Source organism: Natronomonas halophila (assembly GCF_013391085.1).
GTDB classification, from domain to species: Archaea; Halobacteriota; Halobacteria; order Halobacteriales; family Haloarculaceae; genus Natronomonas; species Natronomonas halophila.
In genome coordinates this window covers 2,924,591-2,945,073 of record NZ_CP058334.1, presented here as the reverse complement: position 1 = coordinate 2,945,073, position 20,483 = coordinate 2,924,591, and the positions used below count along the sequence as shown (strand labels likewise).

14 protein-coding genes are annotated in these 20,483 nt (G+C 57.6%); 7 read left to right on the top strand and 7 right to left on the bottom strand.

Annotated elements, in window-relative coordinates; all coding sequences use genetic code 11:
* Positions 1 to 55 precede the first annotated feature (55 nt).
* The 3 genes from rdfA to HWV23_RS15590 form a co-directional block, all read right to left on the bottom strand.
* A complete protein-coding gene (rdfA, locus tag HWV23_RS15600; RefSeq protein ID WP_178291306.1) occupies positions 56 to 682 on the bottom strand; it encodes a rod-determining factor RdfA in 627 nt (208 codons plus the stop codon).
* 113 nt (positions 683 to 795) lie between these two features.
* Positions 796 to 927: a hypothetical protein gene (locus HWV23_RS17130; RefSeq protein ID WP_425487431.1), complete on the bottom strand. Its 132-nt coding sequence runs from the start codon at positions 925 to 927 to the stop codon at positions 796 to 798.
* 27 nt (positions 928 to 954) lie between these two features.
* Complete coding sequence (locus HWV23_RS15590; protein WP_178291305.1) at positions 955 to 2,601, bottom strand: thiamine pyrophosphate-binding protein; 1,647 nt, start codon at positions 2,599 to 2,601, stop codon at positions 955 to 957.
* Positions 2,602 to 3,308: 707 nt separating this feature from the next.
* On the opposite strand from HWV23_RS15590, the gene HWV23_RS15585 reads away from it, so the two are divergent.
* The 7 genes from HWV23_RS15585 (at position 3,309) to HWV23_RS15555 (ending at position 16,260) form a co-directional block, all read left to right on the top strand.
* The gene (locus HWV23_RS15585) at positions 3,309 to 6,257 is read left to right on the top strand and encodes an ABC transporter permease (RefSeq protein WP_178291304.1); all 2,949 of its coding nucleotides are present in this window, start codon (positions 3,309 to 3,311) and stop codon (positions 6,255 to 6,257) included.
* Positions 6,250 to 7,905, top strand: coding sequence for a DUF2339 domain-containing protein (locus tag HWV23_RS15580; RefSeq protein WP_178291303.1), 1,656 nt, complete (start codon positions 6,250 to 6,252; stop codon positions 7,903 to 7,905). Before HWV23_RS15585 ends, HWV23_RS15580 begins: the two co-directional genes overlap by 8 nt.
* A gap of 504 nt (positions 7,906 to 8,409) precedes the next feature.
* Positions 8,410 to 9,729: a glycosyltransferase family 2 protein gene (locus tag HWV23_RS15575; protein WP_178291302.1), complete on the top strand. Its 1,320-nt coding sequence runs from the start codon at positions 8,410 to 8,412 to the stop codon at positions 9,727 to 9,729.
* A gap of 113 nt (positions 9,730 to 9,842) precedes the next feature.
* Positions 9,843 to 11,492, top strand: coding sequence for an alkaline phosphatase family protein (locus tag HWV23_RS15570; RefSeq protein WP_178291301.1), 1,650 nt, complete (start codon positions 9,843 to 9,845; stop codon positions 11,490 to 11,492).
* Complete coding sequence (locus tag HWV23_RS15565) at positions 11,489 to 13,207, top strand: asparagine synthetase B family protein (protein WP_178291300.1); 1,719 nt, start codon at positions 11,489 to 11,491, stop codon at positions 13,205 to 13,207. Before HWV23_RS15570 ends, HWV23_RS15565 begins: the two co-directional genes overlap by 4 nt.
* 105 nt (positions 13,208 to 13,312) lie before the next feature.
* Positions 13,313 to 14,422: a glycosyltransferase family 4 protein gene (locus HWV23_RS15560; RefSeq protein ID WP_178291299.1), complete on the top strand. Its 1,110-nt coding sequence runs from the start codon at positions 13,313 to 13,315 to the stop codon at positions 14,420 to 14,422.
* Between the two features lie 41 nt (positions 14,423 to 14,463).
* Entirely contained in the window at positions 14,464 to 16,260 is a 1,797-nt protein-coding gene (locus tag HWV23_RS15555) for an ABC transporter ATP-binding protein (protein WP_178291298.1), read from the top strand.
* Positions 16,261 to 16,342: 82 nt separating this feature from the next.
* Here HWV23_RS15555 and HWV23_RS15550 read toward each other — a convergent pair whose 3' ends face one another.
* The 4 genes from HWV23_RS15550 to HWV23_RS15535 form a co-directional block, all read right to left on the bottom strand.
* Positions 16,343 to 17,086 carry a class I SAM-dependent methyltransferase gene (locus HWV23_RS15550; protein WP_178291297.1) on the bottom strand — a complete coding sequence of 248 codons (744 nt, stop codon included), beginning with the start codon at positions 17,084 to 17,086 and terminating at the stop codon, positions 16,343 to 16,345.
* A gap of 227 nt (positions 17,087 to 17,313) precedes the next feature.
* Complete coding sequence (locus HWV23_RS15545; protein ID WP_178291296.1) at positions 17,314 to 18,261, bottom strand: hypothetical protein; 948 nt, start codon at positions 18,259 to 18,261, stop codon at positions 17,314 to 17,316.
* A gap of 104 nt (positions 18,262 to 18,365) precedes the next feature.
* The gene (locus tag HWV23_RS15540; RefSeq protein WP_178291295.1) at positions 18,366 to 19,265 is read right to left on the bottom strand and encodes a glycosyltransferase family 2 protein; all 900 of its coding nucleotides are present in this window, start codon (positions 19,263 to 19,265) and stop codon (positions 18,366 to 18,368) included.
* An 86-nt stretch (positions 19,266 to 19,351) separates the two neighbouring features.
* A complete protein-coding gene (locus HWV23_RS15535) occupies positions 19,352 to 20,479 on the bottom strand; it encodes a glycosyltransferase family 4 protein (RefSeq protein ID WP_178291294.1) in 1,128 nt (375 codons plus the stop codon).
* Between the last annotated feature and the right edge of the window lie 4 nt (positions 20,480 to 20,483).

Here is a 20,483-nt window from a genome sequence, read left to right as displayed (position 1 = left end):
ATATTAACGTTATGTATCCAAGCTTAGAAATAACAAGCATAACTATATTATGGTTCTAGCGGTCCTCGCAGTTACAGCCCTCTCGTTCGAGGAGTTCCAGCACGCCGAACTGGGTGTTACAGTCCTCACAGACGACCTGAATGTCCGCGAGCGTCCGGAACTCGCCGAGCGTGAACGCCTCGTTTTTCTGCAACTGTTCGAGTTTCCCCTCCGTGACCGAGACCATCCGACCGCGGAGCTTCTGGAAGTTCGTCTTCTCACGCTCCAGCGGGTCCGTCTCCGAGGGCGTGTACTCGGCACCACGGTGGTCCTTGAGGTAGGTTCGGATTGCCTGATAGGTGACGAAATCACTCACGAGGGACTCGACGTCCACGCCATCGCGTTCGAGCCGCCGCTCGATACGGGTAGACTCGGCGCTGCTGACGTCGTCGTCGGTCAACAGGCGATAGGTGTTCTCGACCTCCCCATCGAGTTGCTGGACGTTCGCCGCTTCGAGGGCCTGTTCCAGCAGTTTTCGGTTGAAGTAGGCTGCCAGGTCCCGAAGGCTCCGCCGGTCTTCCTCGGCAGTCCAGAGCTGCTCTAACTCCGTGCCCAGCCCCTGCAGGTCGTACTCCTCGATGAGTCGAGCGACCTTGCTCCGTCGCCCCCCATGGGTCGAATCTGACTCCTCTGATTGGTCCATACGTATGCAACGAGGGTCGGTTGGTTGTATCTTTCGTCCGAAACTGACGGCGATATCGCTACGGGAACGGCAAGTACCGAACTCGACCGGTCGCTTCCAGAACCCGCCTTAAATCAGTGCTTGCCGAGTTTTCGAGGGGTGCTCCCGACGGGGTCGCCCAGAAACGCGACGCTCATGGCGCTCGATTCGACGTACTTCAGCGGCCAGTTGATGACCGTATGACCGACACCCGGAAGCAGAGCCAACGCGAGGAACAGGAGCCACTCTGACGATTACTCTCGCATCCACTCGCTTGCCTGCGGTTCGTCGGGGTCGACGGGCACCTCGATGAGCGACGGCCGGTCGGACGCGAGGGCGTTGGAGAGCGCTTCACGTATCTCGTCGGGGGAGTCCGCTCGCGTCGCGTCCATTCCCATCCCGTTCGCGACGGCCACGAAGTCGATCGGGTGGTCGGTCCATTCGTACTCCCGCGGCTGGAGGTCGTAGCTCCGTCCGGCCTCCTCGCTGATGATGGCGTAGTCGTCGTTGTTGAACACCACGACGATAATCGGGAGTTCCTCGGCGACGGCCGTGTGCAGTTCGTGGATACACATCATGAGACCGCCGTCGCCCGTCAACGCCACGACGGGGGTATCCGGATTCGACGCCGCCGCGCCGATAGCCGAGGGAACGCCGGTACCCATCGTGGCCCACGACCCGGGGTTGACGTACCGCCGCGGACCGTACGCGGCGAAGGTGTTGAGCCCCCAGACGCGGAACCCACCCGCGTCGGCGGCCACTATCGTTTCCCGGGGGAGGGCCTCACGGACGACGGACAGCGCGCCCACCGACGTGAGCGGGTCGCGGGCCTCGACGAGTTCCGAGACGCGCTCGGCGGTGCGTTCCCGGACGTATCGGGCGCGGTCGGCGCCTTCCTGACCCGACGAATCGAGCCCTCGGTCGGCGAGAGCCTCGTCCAGCGCCGCCAGCGTGAGCTTGGCGTCGGCGACGACGCCGACGGTGGGGTCGTAGGCCGTGCCGATATCGTTCGCATCGAGCGTGACGTGGACCAGTTGGTCCGGAAAGTCCACCGAGAATCCACGGGTCGCGACCGCGTCGAAGTCGGTGCCGACACCGAGCGCGACGTCGGATTCCGCGAGACACGAGAGGAGTTCCGGGCTCGCACTCCCGCTCAGACAGCCCGCGAAGAGCTCGTGGTCCGCCGGAATCACGCCCTTGCCCTTATACGAGGTAACCACGGGAGCGTCGAGGCGTTCGGCGACGGCCCGGAGTTCCTCGCTCGCGTCGGCGCCCCGGACGCCACCGCCGGCGTAGATGACCGGGGCGCCAGCGGATTCGAGCACGTCCACGGCCCGAGAGACGGTCTCCGAATTCGGGGCGAGTCGGTCATCGGCCGGGGACGCGCCACGCTCGGCCAGCGAAACGTCCATCTCGAGGAAGTTCTTGGGGATGCCGACCCGGACCGGACCCTTCGGTTCGGTCCGTGCCACCTCGGCCGCACGGTCGATTTCGGCGGCCGTGGATTCGGGGGTTTCCACGAGGATGTTTTCCTTGACGACGTTGTCGTAGGTATCGGGCGGCGTCTCGTGGATGGCGTCCCCGCCCCGGAGTTCGGGGTCGGTCTCGATGGCGATATGGAGGAGCGGCGTGCAGTCGTTGCGCGCGTTCTTGAGGCCGTTCATGGCGTTCATGTCGCCGGGGCCCGGAATGACGACGGTGGCCGCCATGTCGTCGCTCGTTTCGGCGTACCCCCACGCCTGATGGGACACCGCCGTTTCGTGACGAGCGACGACGAAATCGATGTCCTCGCGCGACCCGATCGCCTCGTTGAGCGGCAGCGACTGCTTGCCTGGGATGCCGAAGACTGTATCGACCCCGTTCGCGACGAGGCGGTCGATAACTGCTCGATTAACGTGCATACGCACACCACGACGGGAGAGTACCAAATAGGTTTCCGAACCGGTGATGACCGTTATCGAACGCGGCAGCGTCGTTCCTGCGAACGCGGCGGTAGCGGTCGGCACGAGCAGAAATCGACGTGTGACTGTTGTTACCACGGAGGATTTGAGCACCTGTGAGAGGGCGTAGTATGCGGCTCTATCAGCGTGGCGTGCAGCAAGACGTTCGTGAACTCGGCGCGTTAGGGAGAGGTACTCGCCAACCAGCGCTCCGAGGACGCTCTCGATACCATCGAGACGCTTAGAATCATGGAGTTATTTGTAAGTCCACCTTATTTTAAATCGCTTATGTACACATGCGATATACGTTGTGTAGACCGAGAATACCATCCATGAACGAATATCGATGGACAGAAGTCGATGACGGTGGGCCCAACCTGTGACACCGGAAGCGCCGACGAGACCTAATCGTGGTTCTGATATGACAAGGATAGCGAGTTCGTCAACCATTGGTGGTTTTGCTGATTCAGGGCGCCGCAGAACGGATTGCAAGGTTGTCGGAAGCCTCAAACTCGGTCGAGGTGAGGCCGGCCCAAGTGCCTGATCTGGATGCTCGGTTTTTGTAGTGGGTAACACTCAAGTCGCCACCTGCAAACGTCTCAGACAATTCAATGCATGTCGTCTGAGGCCCTGGTGGGGGTTTGTCGTCCTCCAAGCGGGTGGTTGGGGTGAGCTACCGGCAGGCAATCCTCTTTCGGTGGTCGCGGCGTGACCGGTTGGCCGTTCTGGTTATCGCCGTTACCGTCGCCTTCCTCGTCGGGACGGCGCTGTTGATCGTCGCCGGGGGCGCACAGACGGCCGCGCTCGCCTCGGAGTTCGACGCGACCGGGACCGCGACGTTCGTCGAAGATCCGAGCGAGGTTTCAGTCGACGATGAGGCGCTGGTGGTGCCGCTTGCCAGTGTTGAAGCGCCGAACGGTGAGCAGACCCTCGCGGTCGGCGTGCCAGCGGGAACGGAGCGCTCGTTCGGCGATAGCGGCCGGACGATCAGTCGCCAACGCGGAACGACGCTCGGGTCGGTGGGCGAATCCACGGACCATCGCCTCGTTGGGTCGGAGGGCGCAAGGACGATTACGGCATCGCCCCGGACCTCGTCGGTATTCCCGGCCGAATGGTACGTGACATCGCCGGAGACGGTCGAGGAGCTGGGCTCGGACGGCGGGCTGGTAATCGGAGACGAAGCCGTCGCAGGTGGACAGGCCGTCCCGCTTCGGTCGGCGTTGCCGTTCTTCATAGCAGGGACCGAAGACGCGCTCAGCCTGCTGACGATTCTCGTCGTTGCGAGCGGCCTGCTGGTGGGCGTCACCGTCTACAGCGTGACGCGGATTTCGGTGCTCGACCGTAGAGAATCGATTCGGGTGATCCGGTCGACCGGTGGATCCGCTCGTGATATTCTCGGCGTGTTCGCAATCAGGGCCGGGCTGTTGTCGCTGGTCGGAGCTGCTGTCGGGTACGCGATTGGCGTAATTGTGGTCGCGACAGCCGTCAATATCGCCGTCTTCGCTGGCGTGCCGACCTCGCTGAGCCCACGGATGACGATGGACGTGGCGCGGGTATTGGCGCCAATCGTCGTGGCTGTGCCGGTGCTCGGAGTAATTGCTGGGCTGGTCGCGAGTCGGCCGGCGGCGACCGTTCCGCCCGGACGTATCGGTCGATCGGAGGGGTCGGTACTCGACGTGCTTTCGCCGGACGTGTTGGACGCCAGCGTCGTTGTGCCGACGACCGCCGTGCTTGCGGCCTTCGCGGTCTTCGCGTTGCTGTTCGTGTCGGCTGCTGGCGTGCTCGTCCCGATGCTCGGCGGTGGTGAGGCTGTCGTCACGCAATCGGGGGCCGCGAATCCGGTCGGGAGTCAACTGCCGGCTGGCTACACGGAGGCGTTTCACGGACAGGGTATCGCTGCAAGTGGGGAGATCCTTCTGTTCGGTGTCGTTGATGGCCGTGCGATTCCTGCCCGCGGGGCGGAATACGATGACTTCGCCGCTGTTTCGAACGCGACGATTCGAGAGGGTCGACCGCCCGAAGATGCGAACGAAGCCGTCGTCGGGGTTGGGGCCGCGCGAACGCTCGGCGTCGAACCGGGCGATGAACTCCCCCTCGGCGGCAGCACGGAGGTCGGGGTGACGCGTGTGACTGTCGTTGGGACGTTCGACGCGCCAGCGCCCTACAGCGATCACGTTATCGTGCCCCTAGAAACCGCGCGGCACCTGACGACCGTCTCCGAGGGGCAAGTGAACCTGATTCGGGGCGAGCGACTGCCCGAAACGAGTGCGGAAAACGAAGCCGGTACGACTGAGGGCGGTGGTATCGTCGTCACGAGCGTCGACGTCCGACAGCAACCCCTCGCGAACGACCCTGTGGGCGTGACGGTGGCCGTTCAAAACGAAGGCACCACCGACGAGAGCCGCTCGATTCGTGTGCAGTTCGGCGGACAAACCCGAACCGTGGACGTGTCGCTTTCGGCGGGGGCTCGGGCATCCCGGACACTCACGTTCGAGGGTGTCGCGAGTGGGACCTATCAGCTCGTCGCGGGTGGGGTCAACCGGTCGGTGACGGTGGTCGATCCGGGGACGATACGGTTCCAGGAAGTGCCGAATGCGGCGCCACCAGGAACTCAGCCACTGGTTCGGGTTGTGGACGTCCGCGGTAATCCGGTCGCGAACGTTTCGGTCACTGCCGGCAATCGAACACGGCAGACCGGAGAAGACGGGCGGGTGCGCGTGCATCTCGGGACGGCAGGCGACTACGAACTGCGCGCCCAGCGCGGCGATAACAGTGCGAACGCGTCGATTTCGGTTCGAGAGGATGTCGCTCAACGCGCTCGCGTCGACCTATCGGTGAGTCCGCAGACCGCGGATTTACTGGTCCGGCCGACCGCTCGCGTTCGGCTCGTCAATCCCTGGAACGAGACCATCAAACACGACGTGGAACTGGTCGGTCCGCAGGAAACGACACAGCAGGTGGTGTCGATCGGAGCGGGCGAACGAACGACCATCACTCGCCAGCTCAGTCGAAATCCCACGGGCGAGTATTCGGTTCGGGTTCTGTTCAACGGAACGCAGGTGGCCACACAGCGCTATCGGGTGGTCGGCGATGACCGGATCGCCGCAGCACTCGCCACCCGTGGCGAACAGGGCGACACGCCGTTCGCGCGGGCGATCGATATGGCGTTCGGCAATATTCGAATCCTGGGCGCGACGCTCGTCAGCCTCGCTGGCCTGATGGGCGTCGGCGCGGCGACGGCGACGTTTTCCAGTGCGGTGTACGCCCGACGTGAATCGCTCGGCATCCGTCGCGCTGCGGGGGCCTCGCCGCTCACAATCGTTCGACTAGTGCTGAGCGATGCGCTTCGCCTCGGCTCGGTTGCCGCCCTCGCTGGTACCGCCCTCGCGTTCGCAGGCTTGTGGGCCCTCGATCGCGTCGGCCTGTTAGCGATGTTCGGCGTTCGTCTGTGGCCGGGGCTGACGTATCCGACCGTCCTCGGGGTGGCGGCGACAGCGTTGCTAGTGGCACTGGTCGGCGCCATCGGGGCGGCGGTAGCCGTTATTCGTGTATCGCCGGCGACGTTGCTCGCCGACGACGGGCGCCGAGAGACCGAGGAGGGCTGGTTCGATGCGTAGACGATCATACGCGTTCGTCGTGGGCGCGGTGTTTGCCATCGCGCTTGCGATGCGGACGGTCCCGCTCTACTGGAGTCCGCTCCCGTCGACGCTCGACGGGTTCGCGTATGCCGGGCTCGCGCGCGATACGCTTCAGACGGGCGCCTATCCCCTCTCCCAGAGGCCACGAGCCGATTTCTTCATCCTGACACTCTTGACGGCCGTCACGGGCTCGGTGACTGGTGAGACACCGGTCCACGTCATCCAGCCGATGATCTCGGTAATCGGTGCGGCGATCGTGGTGGTCGGGGTCGCGCTCACACGCCGGCTTGGAACCGAACTCGGGTGGCCGTCGAAACGCGTGCGCTTTGCCGCACTAATCACGGGGCTACTCCTCGCGGTTGAGGGCCTGTTTCTCAGGCGGTCGATGGAACCCGATCCGGAGGTGCTCGGGATGTTGTTAGCGCTGCTCTCAGTAATCGCCCTGCATCGACTGCTATCGACCGACGACACTCGGTGGGTGCTGCCGCTGGCCGTCCTGCTCTTTGCGTACCCGCTTCTCCACATTTTCAGTACGTTCAACGCCGCCGTCGGGCTCGTGGCTGTGTTCGCCCTGATGGTGTTTGCGAAGCCGAACCGCCGGGTCGCGCTCATCGGGAGTGCGATCGTGGGCGGGTTCTGGCTGTACTTCATCGCGTATTTCGAGGTCGTCCAGCGACTCGATATCCTCACCGTCTCGTATGTGGGCCGAGTCACCTCGAATCCGGGCCTCTTTACCGCGTGGATCCTCGCGTTGGTGTTCGGCGCCGGCTGGTATCAACGGACGTCCAATCGAACGCAACGGGTCGTGTTTCTCGCGCCGCTTGGCGTGTTGTTCGTGCTGGTCATCGTCAACGTCGTTCAGCCGATCTATCCGGGGACGATTCGCTCGCCACCGGAAGTCGCCCTGCTGATCTCGTTTCTCGTCGTCCCGGTTTTGTTTGCCGGCTATGCAACCCCGGCGATTTCGAAACGATACACCCACGCCGTTCCCGTCATCGCGATGTTTGCAGCGCCACTGGTCATCATTTACTTTTCGCTGACCGCGAGTCTCACGCCGGATTTCTTTGCGACCGGGATGCGCGCCCAGACGTTCATGCACGTCTCGGCGTTCGTACTGGTGGGGTTGGCCGCAGCCACGATCGTCCGTGGCCGTTCGCTGGCGTCGCCGTCGTGGCGCGTCGTTCGGATCGGCGCGCTGGTCGTCCTCGTCAGTTGTACGCTCGTCACGACGCCGCTGGCGTTCGTCTCGCTGGATACGTTCCACTATCCGGCGACGACGACCGGATCTGAATTCGAGGCGACCGAATTCGCCTCGGAACGCATCCCCGGCAACTGGGCGTCGCAAGATGGGCCGGACCGGATCGCGTCACACTACTTCGAGGGTGGTGGCTCACACGCACCGACACGCACCTGGCTCACGGGCGGCTCACCACCGGACTGTCCGGTCCTCCTACAGGAGTCGTGGATTACCCACGGCGCGTACCTGTGGCCCGCACAGCCCCAGACGCTCCCAAAGCCAGCATACGACTCGTTTATCGCTGACCGAAACCTCGTGTATTCGAGTAGTGGCCGCGATCCGCTCGCCATTGCTGCGCCACGCACGGCCCGGTCCGGAGAGACGTGTTGATTCTCAAGGCTCGACCCCGAGGCGGTTCACCGCATCTATGTGACTTCCCCTACGGCTAAGGTTGGTGGGTTTGCGCCTGTATTCCGCTATACCCTCAAAACGGGTCGAGTATGAGCCGCCTACCGAACGTCAGGCAGTCATTACGCGAGGCTCCCCTCGTACGTTTTTTCGATTGTGACTTACGGTAGATTTATTTTAGGTGCCTGTAATGCATCTGTAAAGACTGGGATCGGAGGGCGAGTTCACAGTCATCGCAGTTTGGACAGGGGGCAAAATGGAGATTAATCGGGATACCTCTGGGGGGAACGGGACGTTCGGAAGCGTACTGGGAACCCTCAGACCACGAGGACGTGGCATCAAATCGAATGATTATTTCGCAGCTGAAGGCCAACGCGTTCGTTCGAAACGCGCCATTAGGGACGTTATAGGAGGCGACGACCGTGTTGGATCGGAACTCGGCCGGTGTGTAGCTGACTTAGCGACTACTGACCGTGGGGTGGTAGCTTGAGTCAGTCCTACGACACTCAAGACGGAGAGGTTCGAGCCGCGGAGACGTCGGACGAGAAACCGGCGGTCGGGATTATCGCAACGGGAGACAATGACGACGAGATAGCACGGGTCTGTCTCAGAGCCCACAGTCGGGACCACGATGTTTTCATCGCCTATGAGGACAGCATCGAGCCGACGCTTCCGGAGGCAGCAGACCTCGATAACACGACCATGGTTCCGATGGCTACTGACGAAGCGGCGTCTTCGGGACAGGAAGCCGCCAAATCGAGGCTCGAAGTGGCCGCGAGGACGAACTCCGCGAACGGGTTGCTGCTCGTGGACGATCCGTCTACTCGGATCGATTTCGACGAGAGCCTCGAGGCGTTCGATACTGAGACGTACGTTTCGGCGGCCGTCCCCGAACCGTCGGTGGGGCTTCGAACGCTGATCGCCGTTCCGGCGTACAACGAAGCGGCTACAATCGGTTCTGTCGTCGAGGAAGCGTTAGCGCACGCCGATGACGTTCTTGTAATCGACGATGGCAGCACGGATCAGACCGCCGAGTTGGCTGAATCGGCAGGGGCCACGGTGGTCTCACACGAGCGAAACCAGGGCTACGGCGCGGCCCTGCAAACAGCCTTCGAGACTGCCGACACATGGAACGTCGAGTGTCTCGTTATCGTCGATGGCGATGACCAACACGACCTTGAGGATATCCCGAAGCTTCGGTCGAAGATTACGGACGGCGACGCGAACGTGGTTATCGGGAGCCGCTTCGCCGAGGGGGAACACGGAGCCATCCCGCTGTATCGCCGTTTCGGGCTGAGTATCGTCAATACCCTCTCGAATATCAGTATGGGCGCACTCAACCCGAGGTCGTGGGTGTCGGACACCCAAAGCGGGTTCCGAGCATACGACGAACACGTCATCGAGGAGTTGGCCGATGCCCAGATTGGCGACGATATGGACGCCAGTCTGAACATCCTCTATCAGATTCACGGCAACGGGTACGATATCGAGGAGGTCTCGACCGTGGTCGACTACGAGGTCGAGGACGGCCACAGTCAGAACCCGATTAGACACGGGATCCAGCTCGTGAGTACGATTCTCCAGACCATCGAGCAGGATCACCCGGTTCTCTTCCTGGGTGTTCCCGGCACCGTTCTCACGTTGCTCGGATTGTTCGGCGGCTACCTGACGTTTGCGAACTACATGGCCACGCAAACGTTCCCGATCGGCCACGGGCTCGGATCGGCGCTGTTGATCCTGCTCGGCGTCTTCTCCGGGTTTACGGCGATCGTTCTGCACTCCTTGCAAGCCCACTATGGGCCATGATGCAGGGGATTCAATCGCCCGTCGGAAGGGGTTTTGCTGCGCCGATGGACAGAGTTATAGTTAGGCTCTCGAACGACCTTCATATCGCATGGTGAAGGGGTGATTCCGGCGTGGTGAATCGACCGACCATCGTCTTCGGCCTCGATGGAGCCTGTTTCGAGTTCATCCAGCCGTGGCTCGATGCCGGCCACCTGCCGACGCTTGCGGACCTCATCGAAGCAGGCGGGAAGAGTCGGCTGGAGAGTTGCGTCCCGGCGACGACGCCGCCAGCCTGGACGTCGATGACGACGGGCGTCAATCCAGGCAAACACGGTATCTTCGGCTTCTACCGCCGCAATCGGGGACACTACGATATCGATCCAGTTTCGGATCGTGATGTGCGTGCCCGCCGGCTCTGGGATTACACGAGCGATGCCGACCAGACCTCGCTGGTCGTCAATGTCCCTGTTACCCATCCCGCTCGCGAACTCGACGGGGCGCTCGTTCCGGGGTATCTCGCACCCGAGGATCCGGCGACGTATCCGGAGGAACTGTTGGAGCGGTTGGACCCGGACTATCAGGTGTATGCCGACTCCGAGGCCGCCGACGTACCCGAAGACCAGCTGTGTTCGGAGTGGCTCGAGTTGACGGACGCGCGGAAAGACATCGCGCTCGAATTGATGGGCGAGCACGACTGGGACCATCTGTTCTTGGAGTTCCAGAAGACGGATGGAGCGGTTCACAAATTCGACGACGAGATGAATATTCGGCGCATCTACGAGCGCGTCGACGAATGTATGGCCGAGATCTTGGAAGCGACCGACGTCGAGCCGAACGTCTTCGTCGTCTCGGATCACGGCATCGGACAGCCCAAGGAGTGGTCGGTCGCGTTGAACACGTGGCTCGTCGAGCAGGGATACGCCGAGACGACGACTGGGACGGAAAGTGGGAACGACGAATCGTGGCTGACCGATGCGACTGACGATGCCAGCGGGGGGTCCGCGTCGACTAGCCCTGTCAGCCGATTACTGTCTGGGTTGGGTCGCGTCGGCCTGACGAAACAGCGTCTCGAACGGGCGCTGTCGACGGTGGGCCTCTATGAGGCCGTCGCCACCCGTGCCCCCGATGGGGCTGGGGGGAGTCTTGAAGAGGAAGTCATCGATGAGGCCGCGAGTAAAGCCTTCTATCAGGGTATGGGATTCAGCGGTGTCGACATCGGCGTGACGATCAACGAAGAGCAGTTTTACGATGCGGGGACTGTTTCGGAGGCTGATTACGAGGCCGTCCGCACGGAGGTCATGGATGCCCTCCAGACGCTCGAAGGCCCGGATGGGGCCAACCCGTTCACGCAGGTGCGGCCGCGCGAAGCGATTTACGAGGGCGATGCGACGGAGTTCGCGCCCGATATCGTTCTCGAACAGGACGACGACTACGTTATCGGGAGTTCGAAGCCGCGCGGCCAGACGTTCATTCCTGCTGAGGATGGCCGCATCGACCATACACGGCACGGGCTGTTGGTTGCTGCTGGGCCGGATATCGAACCGGACTGGTCGGTGGGGCAGACGCCCTCGATTATGGACGTGACGCCGACGCTGTTGGCGCTTGCGGGCGTAGCGCTTGATGAGCGGTTTGATGGCGAGCCGCTGGTGGATGTGTTTGCTGAGGCGCCCGCAATCGAGAGACGCGAGTACGGCCCGATTGAAACGGGAGACGCCTACGCGTTCAGCGATGACGAGGAGGCGGCACTCGAAGAGCGGCTTGGTGCAATGGGGTATATGGAATGAATAGTGAACAACTGAACCCCGATGCAGATGAATCGAACCGAATCTGTGGGGTAAAGCTCTGCCTTCGGCGCCCGTGGCAGTCAAGCGGTGAGACGTACGCGATAGGGACTGCATTTCAGAATGGTGACTCATTCTCTGCAGCCGAACTTGCGGCGGAGTTCGACCGAATCACCGATATTGCTACGGTTGAGCGAAAGCTAGACGAGCTAAACGGATTCTTCTCCATTCTGACGGTCGCTGATGACCAGCTTATCAGTATAGTCGGTCGCCTTGCAAGTTATCCACTCTTCTATTCGGCCAACGGAGCTCGACAGTACGTGAGTGACGACCCCTCGTGGGTCCGATCACAGGTCGGTGATACAACGTACAATCAAACGGCTGAAATTGAATATCTGCTAAGTGGATACGTTACTGGGCGAAAAACACTCTCGCCACATGTGAGTCAGGCCCTTTCCGGTGAGTACGTCGCTTTTAAACCCGAAGCTGGGAGCAGTCCCGATCGGCATCGTTGGTATGTATTCCCCCATGATACCAACATGATTCAGGACTCGGACGAAACTCTCATGGAACAGTTAGACGAGGTCCTCGTGAACGTTTACGAACGTCTTATCGAATATGCCGATGGGCGGCCGATCGTCGTGAGTCTGAGTAGTGGGCATGATTCGCGATTGAACCTGATTATGCTGGCCCGGCTCGGGTACGACAACCTAATCGCGCTGACTCATGGGGCCGAAGACGGGGAGACGACACTCTGTAAGTACATCGCAGACGATTTCGGCATTCCGTGGGTCTACGTTCCGAGTAGCCACGACGAGTGGTATCAGTGGTATAACTCTGCAGAACGCGAGCGCTTCCAAGCCGCGTCTCGATATTTGGATCGTATTCCAACACTCGAAGGCGCCCTCTCGGTTCGAACGGCTCGTGAAGCGGAGTTGCTGCCCGACGATTCGGTGTTTATCACCGGCGACGGCGTCATCTCGACCGGTGAGCATATTCCCACAGAGTTCACGACTCGAGACACTATCTCAGCAGATGAGGTCTACGACACTATCGTTCAGTCCCACTACAAGTACTGGGAGTGGGACGACGAGATTGATGAGATTCTCCATGAACAAGTCGCTGCTGGCATTGGGCGGCCGACCGTAGCCTCTGCCAAGGAGGCAATCGCGGCAATGGAACGCTGGGACTGGCAGGAACGACAGGCGAAGTTCATCCCTCGTAAACACATCTTCGAATTTTGGGACTATGACTGGTGGATGCCACTTTGGGACGAGGAGTTCGTCAACTTCTGGTGTCGGCTTCCCGTCGATGCAAAGGCCGATAAACAGATTTTCCGAAACTACGTCGAGAATCTCCATGCACAAGTGGCAGATGTGGATGCAGACCGTGTTGACGAGACGCTGTGGCAGGGTAGTCAACTTGGCCAAAAGGTCAAGCATGCGGCACGGAATACACGCCTTGACCCTACCGGGACGACATTTGACAAGGTAGCCCGAAAGGCATATTTCAGCCTCGTTAACCCAGTTCAGTACGACGATCAAGCGAACTTCGGTATTATGCGCCAAGAGCAGTTCGCTGAGTTACAGACCGGGTTGCTCCCGATCGTCCATGCCTTCCAAGCGATGGAAGTGCTTGGGCGAGTTTCGTTCGATCCGCCCGAGATTCGGAACGTTCCCTCAGGTGATACGCTGACACTTAATGATTTCAATGCATAATTTAATCAACCTAGTTGAGTCGTACCATGCACTCTCCAGTAGCTATCGAATAGAACGTAAATTCGTACTCCGTGATATAACCCGGGTCTTTTGGAGGGTAGGGATATGAAGTGCCTGGTCCTCGCGCCACAGCGATTCGGTATTCGCGAAGTCGCTGAACGCATCGGCCAGGAATGGGAAGAGATGGGCCACGATGTCGAGTATCGACTTCCAGATGGCGCGGCTGCGCGTATAGGCCCAGTAACGGTCGGTGTCGTCGGCATTGCAGAGTGGTGGCGCAAGCAGTTCAAGGAACTGGCCCAAAATCCCAAAGCCTACGACCTCATTTGGACGCATCAGCCGATCTCGCCAACCCTGCCAACCAAAGACCCGGAACTATGGAACCGAATGATAATGACGTTCCATACCACCGAACACGAGGGCTATCGACTCGCCAAGCAAGGAATATACCCGCGTAAGCGACTGCCGTACTATGCGACGACTCGTTGGTTTGAGGGCCGGTTCCACAAACGGCTTGCGGCGCTAGAGGGAACCAATCCGATGTATACCGTTGTCTCCTCGCAGCTCCACGATGAGATTGCGCGGTTCGGCGTCGAAGATGCAGTCTGTATTCCGAACGGTGTCTTCGTTCCGGAAGATCGGGACTTCAGCCCGATTCGCCACGAGTACGGAATTCCATCTGATGCAACAGTCCTGTTCAATATCGGACGCCTGACCGAACAGAAGCGACCTGCGGTGTTCGCTGAGACGATGACTGAAGTCTGCAACCAGCGTGATGATCTCTATTGTATAATCGCGGGGAAAGGGCGTTTAGCCGACGAGGTTGCCGGGCACACGTCGGAACGAGTCAAAGCACTCGGATTCGTGAGTGATGAGGAGAAATGGCGATGGTTTGCTGACGCTGACGTGTTCGCCAGTCTTTCTGGTTACGAGGGAATGCCTGTCGCGACGCTAGAGGCTCTCTCCTTTGGATGTCCGGTTGTACTGTCGGATATTCCGGCGCATCGAGCGGTAATCGACGAGTACGATGCGACCGGGCGATGCGTAGACGTGAAGAGTGCAGCGGTTGCAGCGGCGATTGATGACGTCGTGGGGCGGGAGGCAGATGTGGAGTTGCCGACGTGGGAGGAGATTGCAGAGGGGTATCTGGAACGGTTCAACGGGAGACGGTCGAATGTATCAGCTGAGAGCAAGAAGCTGGCACCACATCGATAAAATGAATATGATTATCATCACGAGTTGTTCAGGTGGTAGTAATGGACGAGCATGAAGTGACGGTTTCGGATAAGATTAATGCGCTCAAGCGGGTTGCGAGATACCGCCCCGCGTTCACAGTATTCATTATTCTGTTTAGTGCTGGGGCCGCTCTTTTGGAAGCTATTGGGCTAACCTTTTTGCTTCCGATACTTGAGGTCGCACAACGTGGACCGGAGGCTGCTCAAACTGCTGACGGCGTAGCAGGGGCGTTCTTTTCGGTGTACGAGGCTCTCGGGATTCCGTATACCCTTGAGTTTCTGTTAATAGGGGTCGCGACTGTGATGGTGGTCCGATATTCATCGACCTTCGCGGCGAAGTGGTTCTCCGCGAAACTCCACTTGGGATACGAAGAATATCTCAAAGACGAAGCGTTTACGAGAGCGCTTGAGGCGGACGTGTCGTACTACGACAAGGAAGGGTCTGACGAGGTTCTGAACGCGATCATTACACAGACGCGGTTTGCTGGGAGAGTTATCAAACGCGTACTCCATTTCTTCCGTCAATCGCTGTTGGCGTTGATGTATCTGACAATCGCGCTAGTTCTAGCTCCCATACTCACGCTGCTCGCTGCAATCACACTCGGTGGAATTACGTTACTTATAAGATATGGGATAGAGCCCGGGTATACCGTAGGCGATCGCGTCGCGGAAGCGAACGAACGCATTCAGGAGAACGTACAGGCTGGCACCCAGGGAATTCGGGACGTTAAATTGTTCCAAATGGACGAAGAAATACGATCCGGGTTCCGAACCTACCTCCGCCAGTACGTTAACTCGAATATTGACCTTGTTCGAAACAAGGCAGCGATTCAGAGCCTGTACGAACTGACCGTCGCTATCATGCTGTTCGTTCTTATTTACATCGCCGTAGAGGTGCTCGCGCTCTCATTTGGGGCGTTGGGGCTGTTCTTGTTCGCGATGTTCCGACTTGCTCCCCGAGTGAGCAATCTCAACTCGCAGTTCTACAACATTGAGGGGGATCTTCCCCATCTCGTGCGGACACACTGGTTCATTGAGAACATTGAAAACTATGAGGACATAGATACCGGCGATCGTCCCGTACCGGACCCGATCGAGAGGGTGGCCTTCGAAGACGTCTCGTTCAGCTACGAGACGGGGGAAGAGAAGGTGCTAGAAAACATCTCTTTCGAGGTAGAACAGGGAGAGTTTGTCGCGTTCGTCGGCCAGTCTGGAGCAGGCAAGTCGACGATTGTGTCCCTGCTCGCTCGGCTCTACGATCCCGACTCCGGACGAATCGTGGTTAATCAGACGTCGCTCGAAGAGATCGACCTTGGAGAGTGGCGGCAAGAGATCGCTATGGTCCGACAGGATCCGCACATCTTCAACGAATCACTCCGATTCAACATGTCTATCGGGAATCGGGATGCTTCTAGAGAAGAACTCGATCGTGTTGCTGAGATTTCAAAAGTAGATGAATTCTTGGACGATCTCCCCAAGGGGTATGACACCGCGCTGGGGGACGAGGGCGTCCAGCTCTCCGGTGGCCAGCGACAGCGGGTATCGCTCGCCAGGGCGCTGTTGACGGACGCAGAGTTCCTCGTGCTCGACGAGGCTACGAGCGACCTCGATACACACCTCGAACGACAGATTCACGAGGCTATCGAAAGCCTGGAAGATGACTACACGATCCTCGCAATCGCCCACCGGCTGTCGACGGTACAGAACGCAGACCGAATCTACACGATCGATTCCGGAGAGATTACCGAAATCGGTACGCACGACGAACTGGTATCTCGCGATGGGATGTATGCAGAACTCTATACCGCTCAATCGTAAGGGCCTTCGCGTAGAGCAATAGTTTGGACCGGCCAAAAGATAGGAATTTTGACCATTATGTATAGGTTAGGATTGACTGCCTTTATTTGGACAGGACGTAATACTGATATAGCGCAAGACGAGGGGCCACGTTGTTTGTAGTCAAGTAGTCTGATATCGGTCGTAGGTACCTTTCAAGCCCGGTTCCAAGATCAGGTATCATGTAGTAGCTCCCCTGTCGGTTTAGGATTTTAAATTCTTCCGAGAGGAACGATTGTAGTGTACTGGGCGGGATCCAGTTCTCAACAAGTTGCCTCCCTGTATTTTGAACTGTTTCTTTCCCCCCCGTTTTCTCTTTAATATAGGAAGCTATATTGACAATCCGTTCCAAGAGAGCTTTCGGATTCGGTGTCGATACTACGACGTATCCACCCTCTGTGGTAACAGCCGCGAGCTCGGCTATCGCTTGCCGCTGTATCTTTCTGGTTGATAAGTGCTCAAGAACCTCCGAACAGACTACAAGGTCAAACTCATTTTCGAAGGGGAGGTGAGGCAGCGCCGCGTTTAGGAAACGAACATCGGTGTCCTCGATCGTCTTCTCCATCATCTCAAATGTCCCAATGTCAACAGCCGAGACGCAATCAAACCGATCATCAAGCCATGCTGCGATACGGCCTGAACCGCTCCCAATTTCCAGTACCTTGGCATCGTCCCCGAGGTTCAGGTCGTCTATGAGTTGAAACACGATTCTGTACCGCTGGCGATTTGCGTAATACTGCACCTCTCCCCCCGGGCTATCCTCGGAGAAAAACCCCTCATAGTAATCACGAGACCCCGATATGTCCATATGAGTGTGCAACAATCCACTAGTAATAAATTCGTCTACTTGTGAACGCGCAGAACGCTCAATTACGGGGGAGAGCAAGACTTTGTACGGTGATTTTTGTCAAACAAGTATGGTACCGCTGCCGGCGCAATTCTCTCCTTCTCGCTAATCGCGGACCATGATACAACTAGGCACTTGATGATCTCGATCATCGCGAGTCAAAAATCGAGTTCTTATCACAACCTGAGTCACTCTTCAACATAGCCGAGTGCGGCAAGTTTCGATTTAACATTACTCATCGTCTCAGTCGCCGTAGCTTCGTCCGTCGCCTCTCCAGGGATTATTTTCCTACGCTCATCTTCACGGACACCCCACGGAACTCTCACTAGTGAAGACAATCTTAATCCTCGGGGGTGGCCGTACGTTTTCACAGGAATTGGAAACGACCGCTCACCGATAGCGTTACCGTGATCTGCTGTGATTACTGTTTTTCCTGGAAGTTCTTCTAAGAGGTCCCAAACAGACTCGAGAACGACTTCTAGATTTCCTTGATAAGCGCGCCAGGCTTCCTGAAACTCCACAATTCCTGACTCAACAGCATCCCAGATATGGTGTGCTTCATGTCGGGCTTTCTTTCCGACTTCACTACCTTCACTCCATGAAATGAATTGAAATTCGGGATTATTTATAAAGGGATAGTGGGGTTGCATGTAATGGATGAGTATTCGTTTATTAGGGTATTTGTCGTAAGCTCGTAATGCTGCGTTTGTCACCGCTTCTGGTGGGACAGTTCCTAAATCAGGATCAAAGTGGGTTCTCCACACATCTTCTAACGAATGGACGGGCCCCGGAAGCGACCGTGATGGGATCGGATTTCCTGTAATATACACTAGATCTGGATATTTTTCGTTGAAGTTATACTCGCACCACTCCTCCGTTTGGCTCCCTCTACTTGTGGCAGATCGATACTCGGTGAATCGAGTAACGTCAACAGTTTCCCTGAATAGGTCTTCTCGACACCCATCCAAGACGATGAGATTATCCCAATCAGCTTCTGGGATGCTTATTCCCGATTTAGGGGGACGGAGTCGCCGTTGGATCGGGATATTTATTTCAGCATTCACAACGCTCCTCCACCAAGGTGGATTATCAAAATTTTCGCGAAGTGATTGGATCGCCCGCTGTCCTTTGACCATGCTAACTACACTGGTACTCAGTCAAACAAGTACCTTTTGACACTTCTTCCAGCTGTTGTACTAATTAGTCCAGCTGTAATGTCCCACTTAGGAATTCGAATATCTTATGCGAGCCCGTTTTTTCGAAGATCATATTTGTATTTAAATCGTTCCACCTGGGCCCGGATGAACATCGGAATCCTACTAATTATTTCATATTTCAGAGTTCTGTTTACTCTCGTTTCACCTACCTTACGGCTTGTTTGAATCCAGTTATTTGACCGGTCATACATGACGTAATTGTATTTCCACTTATCCAGAAATTGCTTTTTTCCTTTTAATAATCTTTCTTGGCTCTGTCTGAATGATTGATAATATTCGTCTCCCCCCGGATTATGCGCGAATATTACACTTGGACATGTTCCAAATCGCCATCCAGTTCTCCTGAAGTGACCGACATAAAAGTCTAGGTGTGCATGAGAGACAAGATCTGGATCCCAGGCATATTCATTGAGACACTCTCTTCTAAATAACGTTACATTCGGGACCAGATCCAATTGGATAAAAGGATGTACAGAAACATTCTCAATCTTTTTGTCATCCTTGAGTGTTCTTAACAATATATCGTCATGATCTGCCAGATCGTGGCCTCCTCCTTTTATATCTCCCCGTTCAAATAAGAGTCCACTCACACCGCCGATAGACGAATCATTTTGCAAAATATCCAATAGAGTGCCAACATTCGGTGGAAGCTCGACATCGCTGTCTACGATCATCAAGTACGGCTCGTCCGACTCCTCAATCACAGCTCTTCGGCATTGGCCTACGCCGATATTGAACTCCAAATCGAGTACAGTAAGTTCGAACGGATGTTCTGAACTGTACAATTCTTTTTTTTGTGCGTCAATTTCCCCCTGATCTGCAATATAAACAGAATCAACAATGTCACCATCGATTGACTCGAATAATTTACTCAGTTTTTGGGTCCGAGTGAACACAGTAGTCCCAAGTGCGACTTCAGCCATTGGAAACCAAATCAGTCATCACGAATAAGAGTATTTTGGAACGTGAGTTCTCAGTCAAGGCGGATGGTCTAGCGTTTGAATCTCAGTTATGAGTTGGATTCTATGACACGCAGTATACTACGGAATCTATCCTGTTGATTTTCCCAATCAAATTGCTTAACTGTTAGCTTCCTGGCTTGTCGGCCATAACTGGTTCGTAGTTTTGAATCGGCGAGCATTCTTTCAATACCTGATGTGAGTCCAGAAGCAGAATCGGCGGTGTACAGGATTCCAGTCTGTTCATCCTCGACGATTTCCGGAATTGCTCCGACTTCAGGAGCCACTACCGGTGTCCCAGAACTCATCGCCTCCAGTATCGTTATCGGGTAGTGTTCCGAGGTCGATGAAAGTGCGAAGACCGACGCACGCTGATAGATCTTGGGGAGCTCCGAGTTCGGAACGTATCCGGCAAACCGAACACGGTCAGTCAACCCGCGGCGCTCGACTTCACCTTCGATCCGGTTTCGTCTTGGTCCGTCACCGACGAGAACGAGTTCGGCTTCCGGATGTTCGTCCACCACCGCGTCGAATGCCTCGACGAGCAGTTCGAGATTCTTCGCCGGAACGAACCGCCCGACGAACAGCACCTGTTTGCCATCTACCGGCGTGCCGTCACCGGGTGTGAATACGTCCGTATCGACCCCCGGGTTGACAGTCGCCACGGGTGCGGAAACCCGCGCCTCAATCGCCTCGCGTGCTCCACCGACCGTAATCACCTGATCGAACGCCTCCAGCAGCTCGTAGGTCGACCCCCGCGGCTTCACCACGTCGTACCACAGCGAGTACGGCTCGCCGTGCATCACGATGCTCACCGGTGCGTCAATACGGTCAACGAACTGTGCGAAGTGCGGTTGAGAGCAGATCTGAACGAGGTCGTGGTTCCGCTCCCGGAGGGCCTTTGTGGTTCGCCGACAGAAGACCCTCGAATCAAGATGTGCCAGCGCACCACCGATGCCTTTGGGTGCTGCATATGCCGCATCTTTTAGATGTGGAGTCGGAATAGGTACCACCTCGAACTTCTCGATCGGTTCGGGAAAGCCCGCACGAAGCGGCTTCGCCGCATAGAACGTGACGCTTGCACCACGCTCTTCGAGGCCTTCCGCCATTTTGAGGTCCCAAATCTCTCCACCTCCTCGCGTGATACCGCCCATCCTGCTGACGAAGGCGATGTCCATAGAA

Bases quoted from the DNA above. Each gene is read 5' to 3' on its own strand.
- rdfA (WP_178291306.1), bottom strand. From the start codon at position 682: ATGGACCAATCAGAGGAGTCAGATTCGACCCATGGGGGGCGACGGAGC.
- HWV23_RS15590 (WP_178291305.1), bottom strand. From the start codon at position 2,601: ATGCACGTTAATCGAGCAGTTATCGACCGCCTCGTCGCGAACGGGGTC.
- HWV23_RS15580 (WP_178291303.1), top strand. From the start codon at position 6,250: ATGCGTAGACGATCATACGCGTTCGTCGTGGGCGCGGTGTTTGCCATC.
- HWV23_RS15565 (WP_178291300.1), top strand. From the start codon at position 11,489: ATGAATAGTGAACAACTGAACCCCGATGCAGATGAATCGAACCGAATC.
- HWV23_RS15560 (WP_178291299.1), top strand. From the start codon at position 13,313: ATGAAGTGCCTGGTCCTCGCGCCACAGCGATTCGGTATTCGCGAAGTC.
- HWV23_RS15555 (WP_178291298.1), top strand. From the start codon at position 14,464: ATGGACGAGCATGAAGTGACGGTTTCGGATAAGATTAATGCGCTCAAG.
- HWV23_RS15550 (WP_178291297.1), bottom strand. From the start codon at position 17,086: ATGGACATATCGGGGTCTCGTGATTACTATGAGGGGTTTTTCTCCGAG.
- HWV23_RS15545 (WP_178291296.1), bottom strand. From the start codon at position 18,261: ATGGTCAAAGGACAGCGGGCGATCCAATCACTTCGCGAAAATTTTGAT.
- HWV23_RS15540 (WP_178291295.1), bottom strand. From the start codon at position 19,265: ATGGCTGAAGTCGCACTTGGGACTACTGTGTTCACTCGGACCCAAAAA.
- HWV23_RS15535 (WP_178291294.1), bottom strand. From the start codon at position 20,479: ATGGACATCGCCTTCGTCAGCAGGATGGGCGGTATCACGCGAGGAGGT.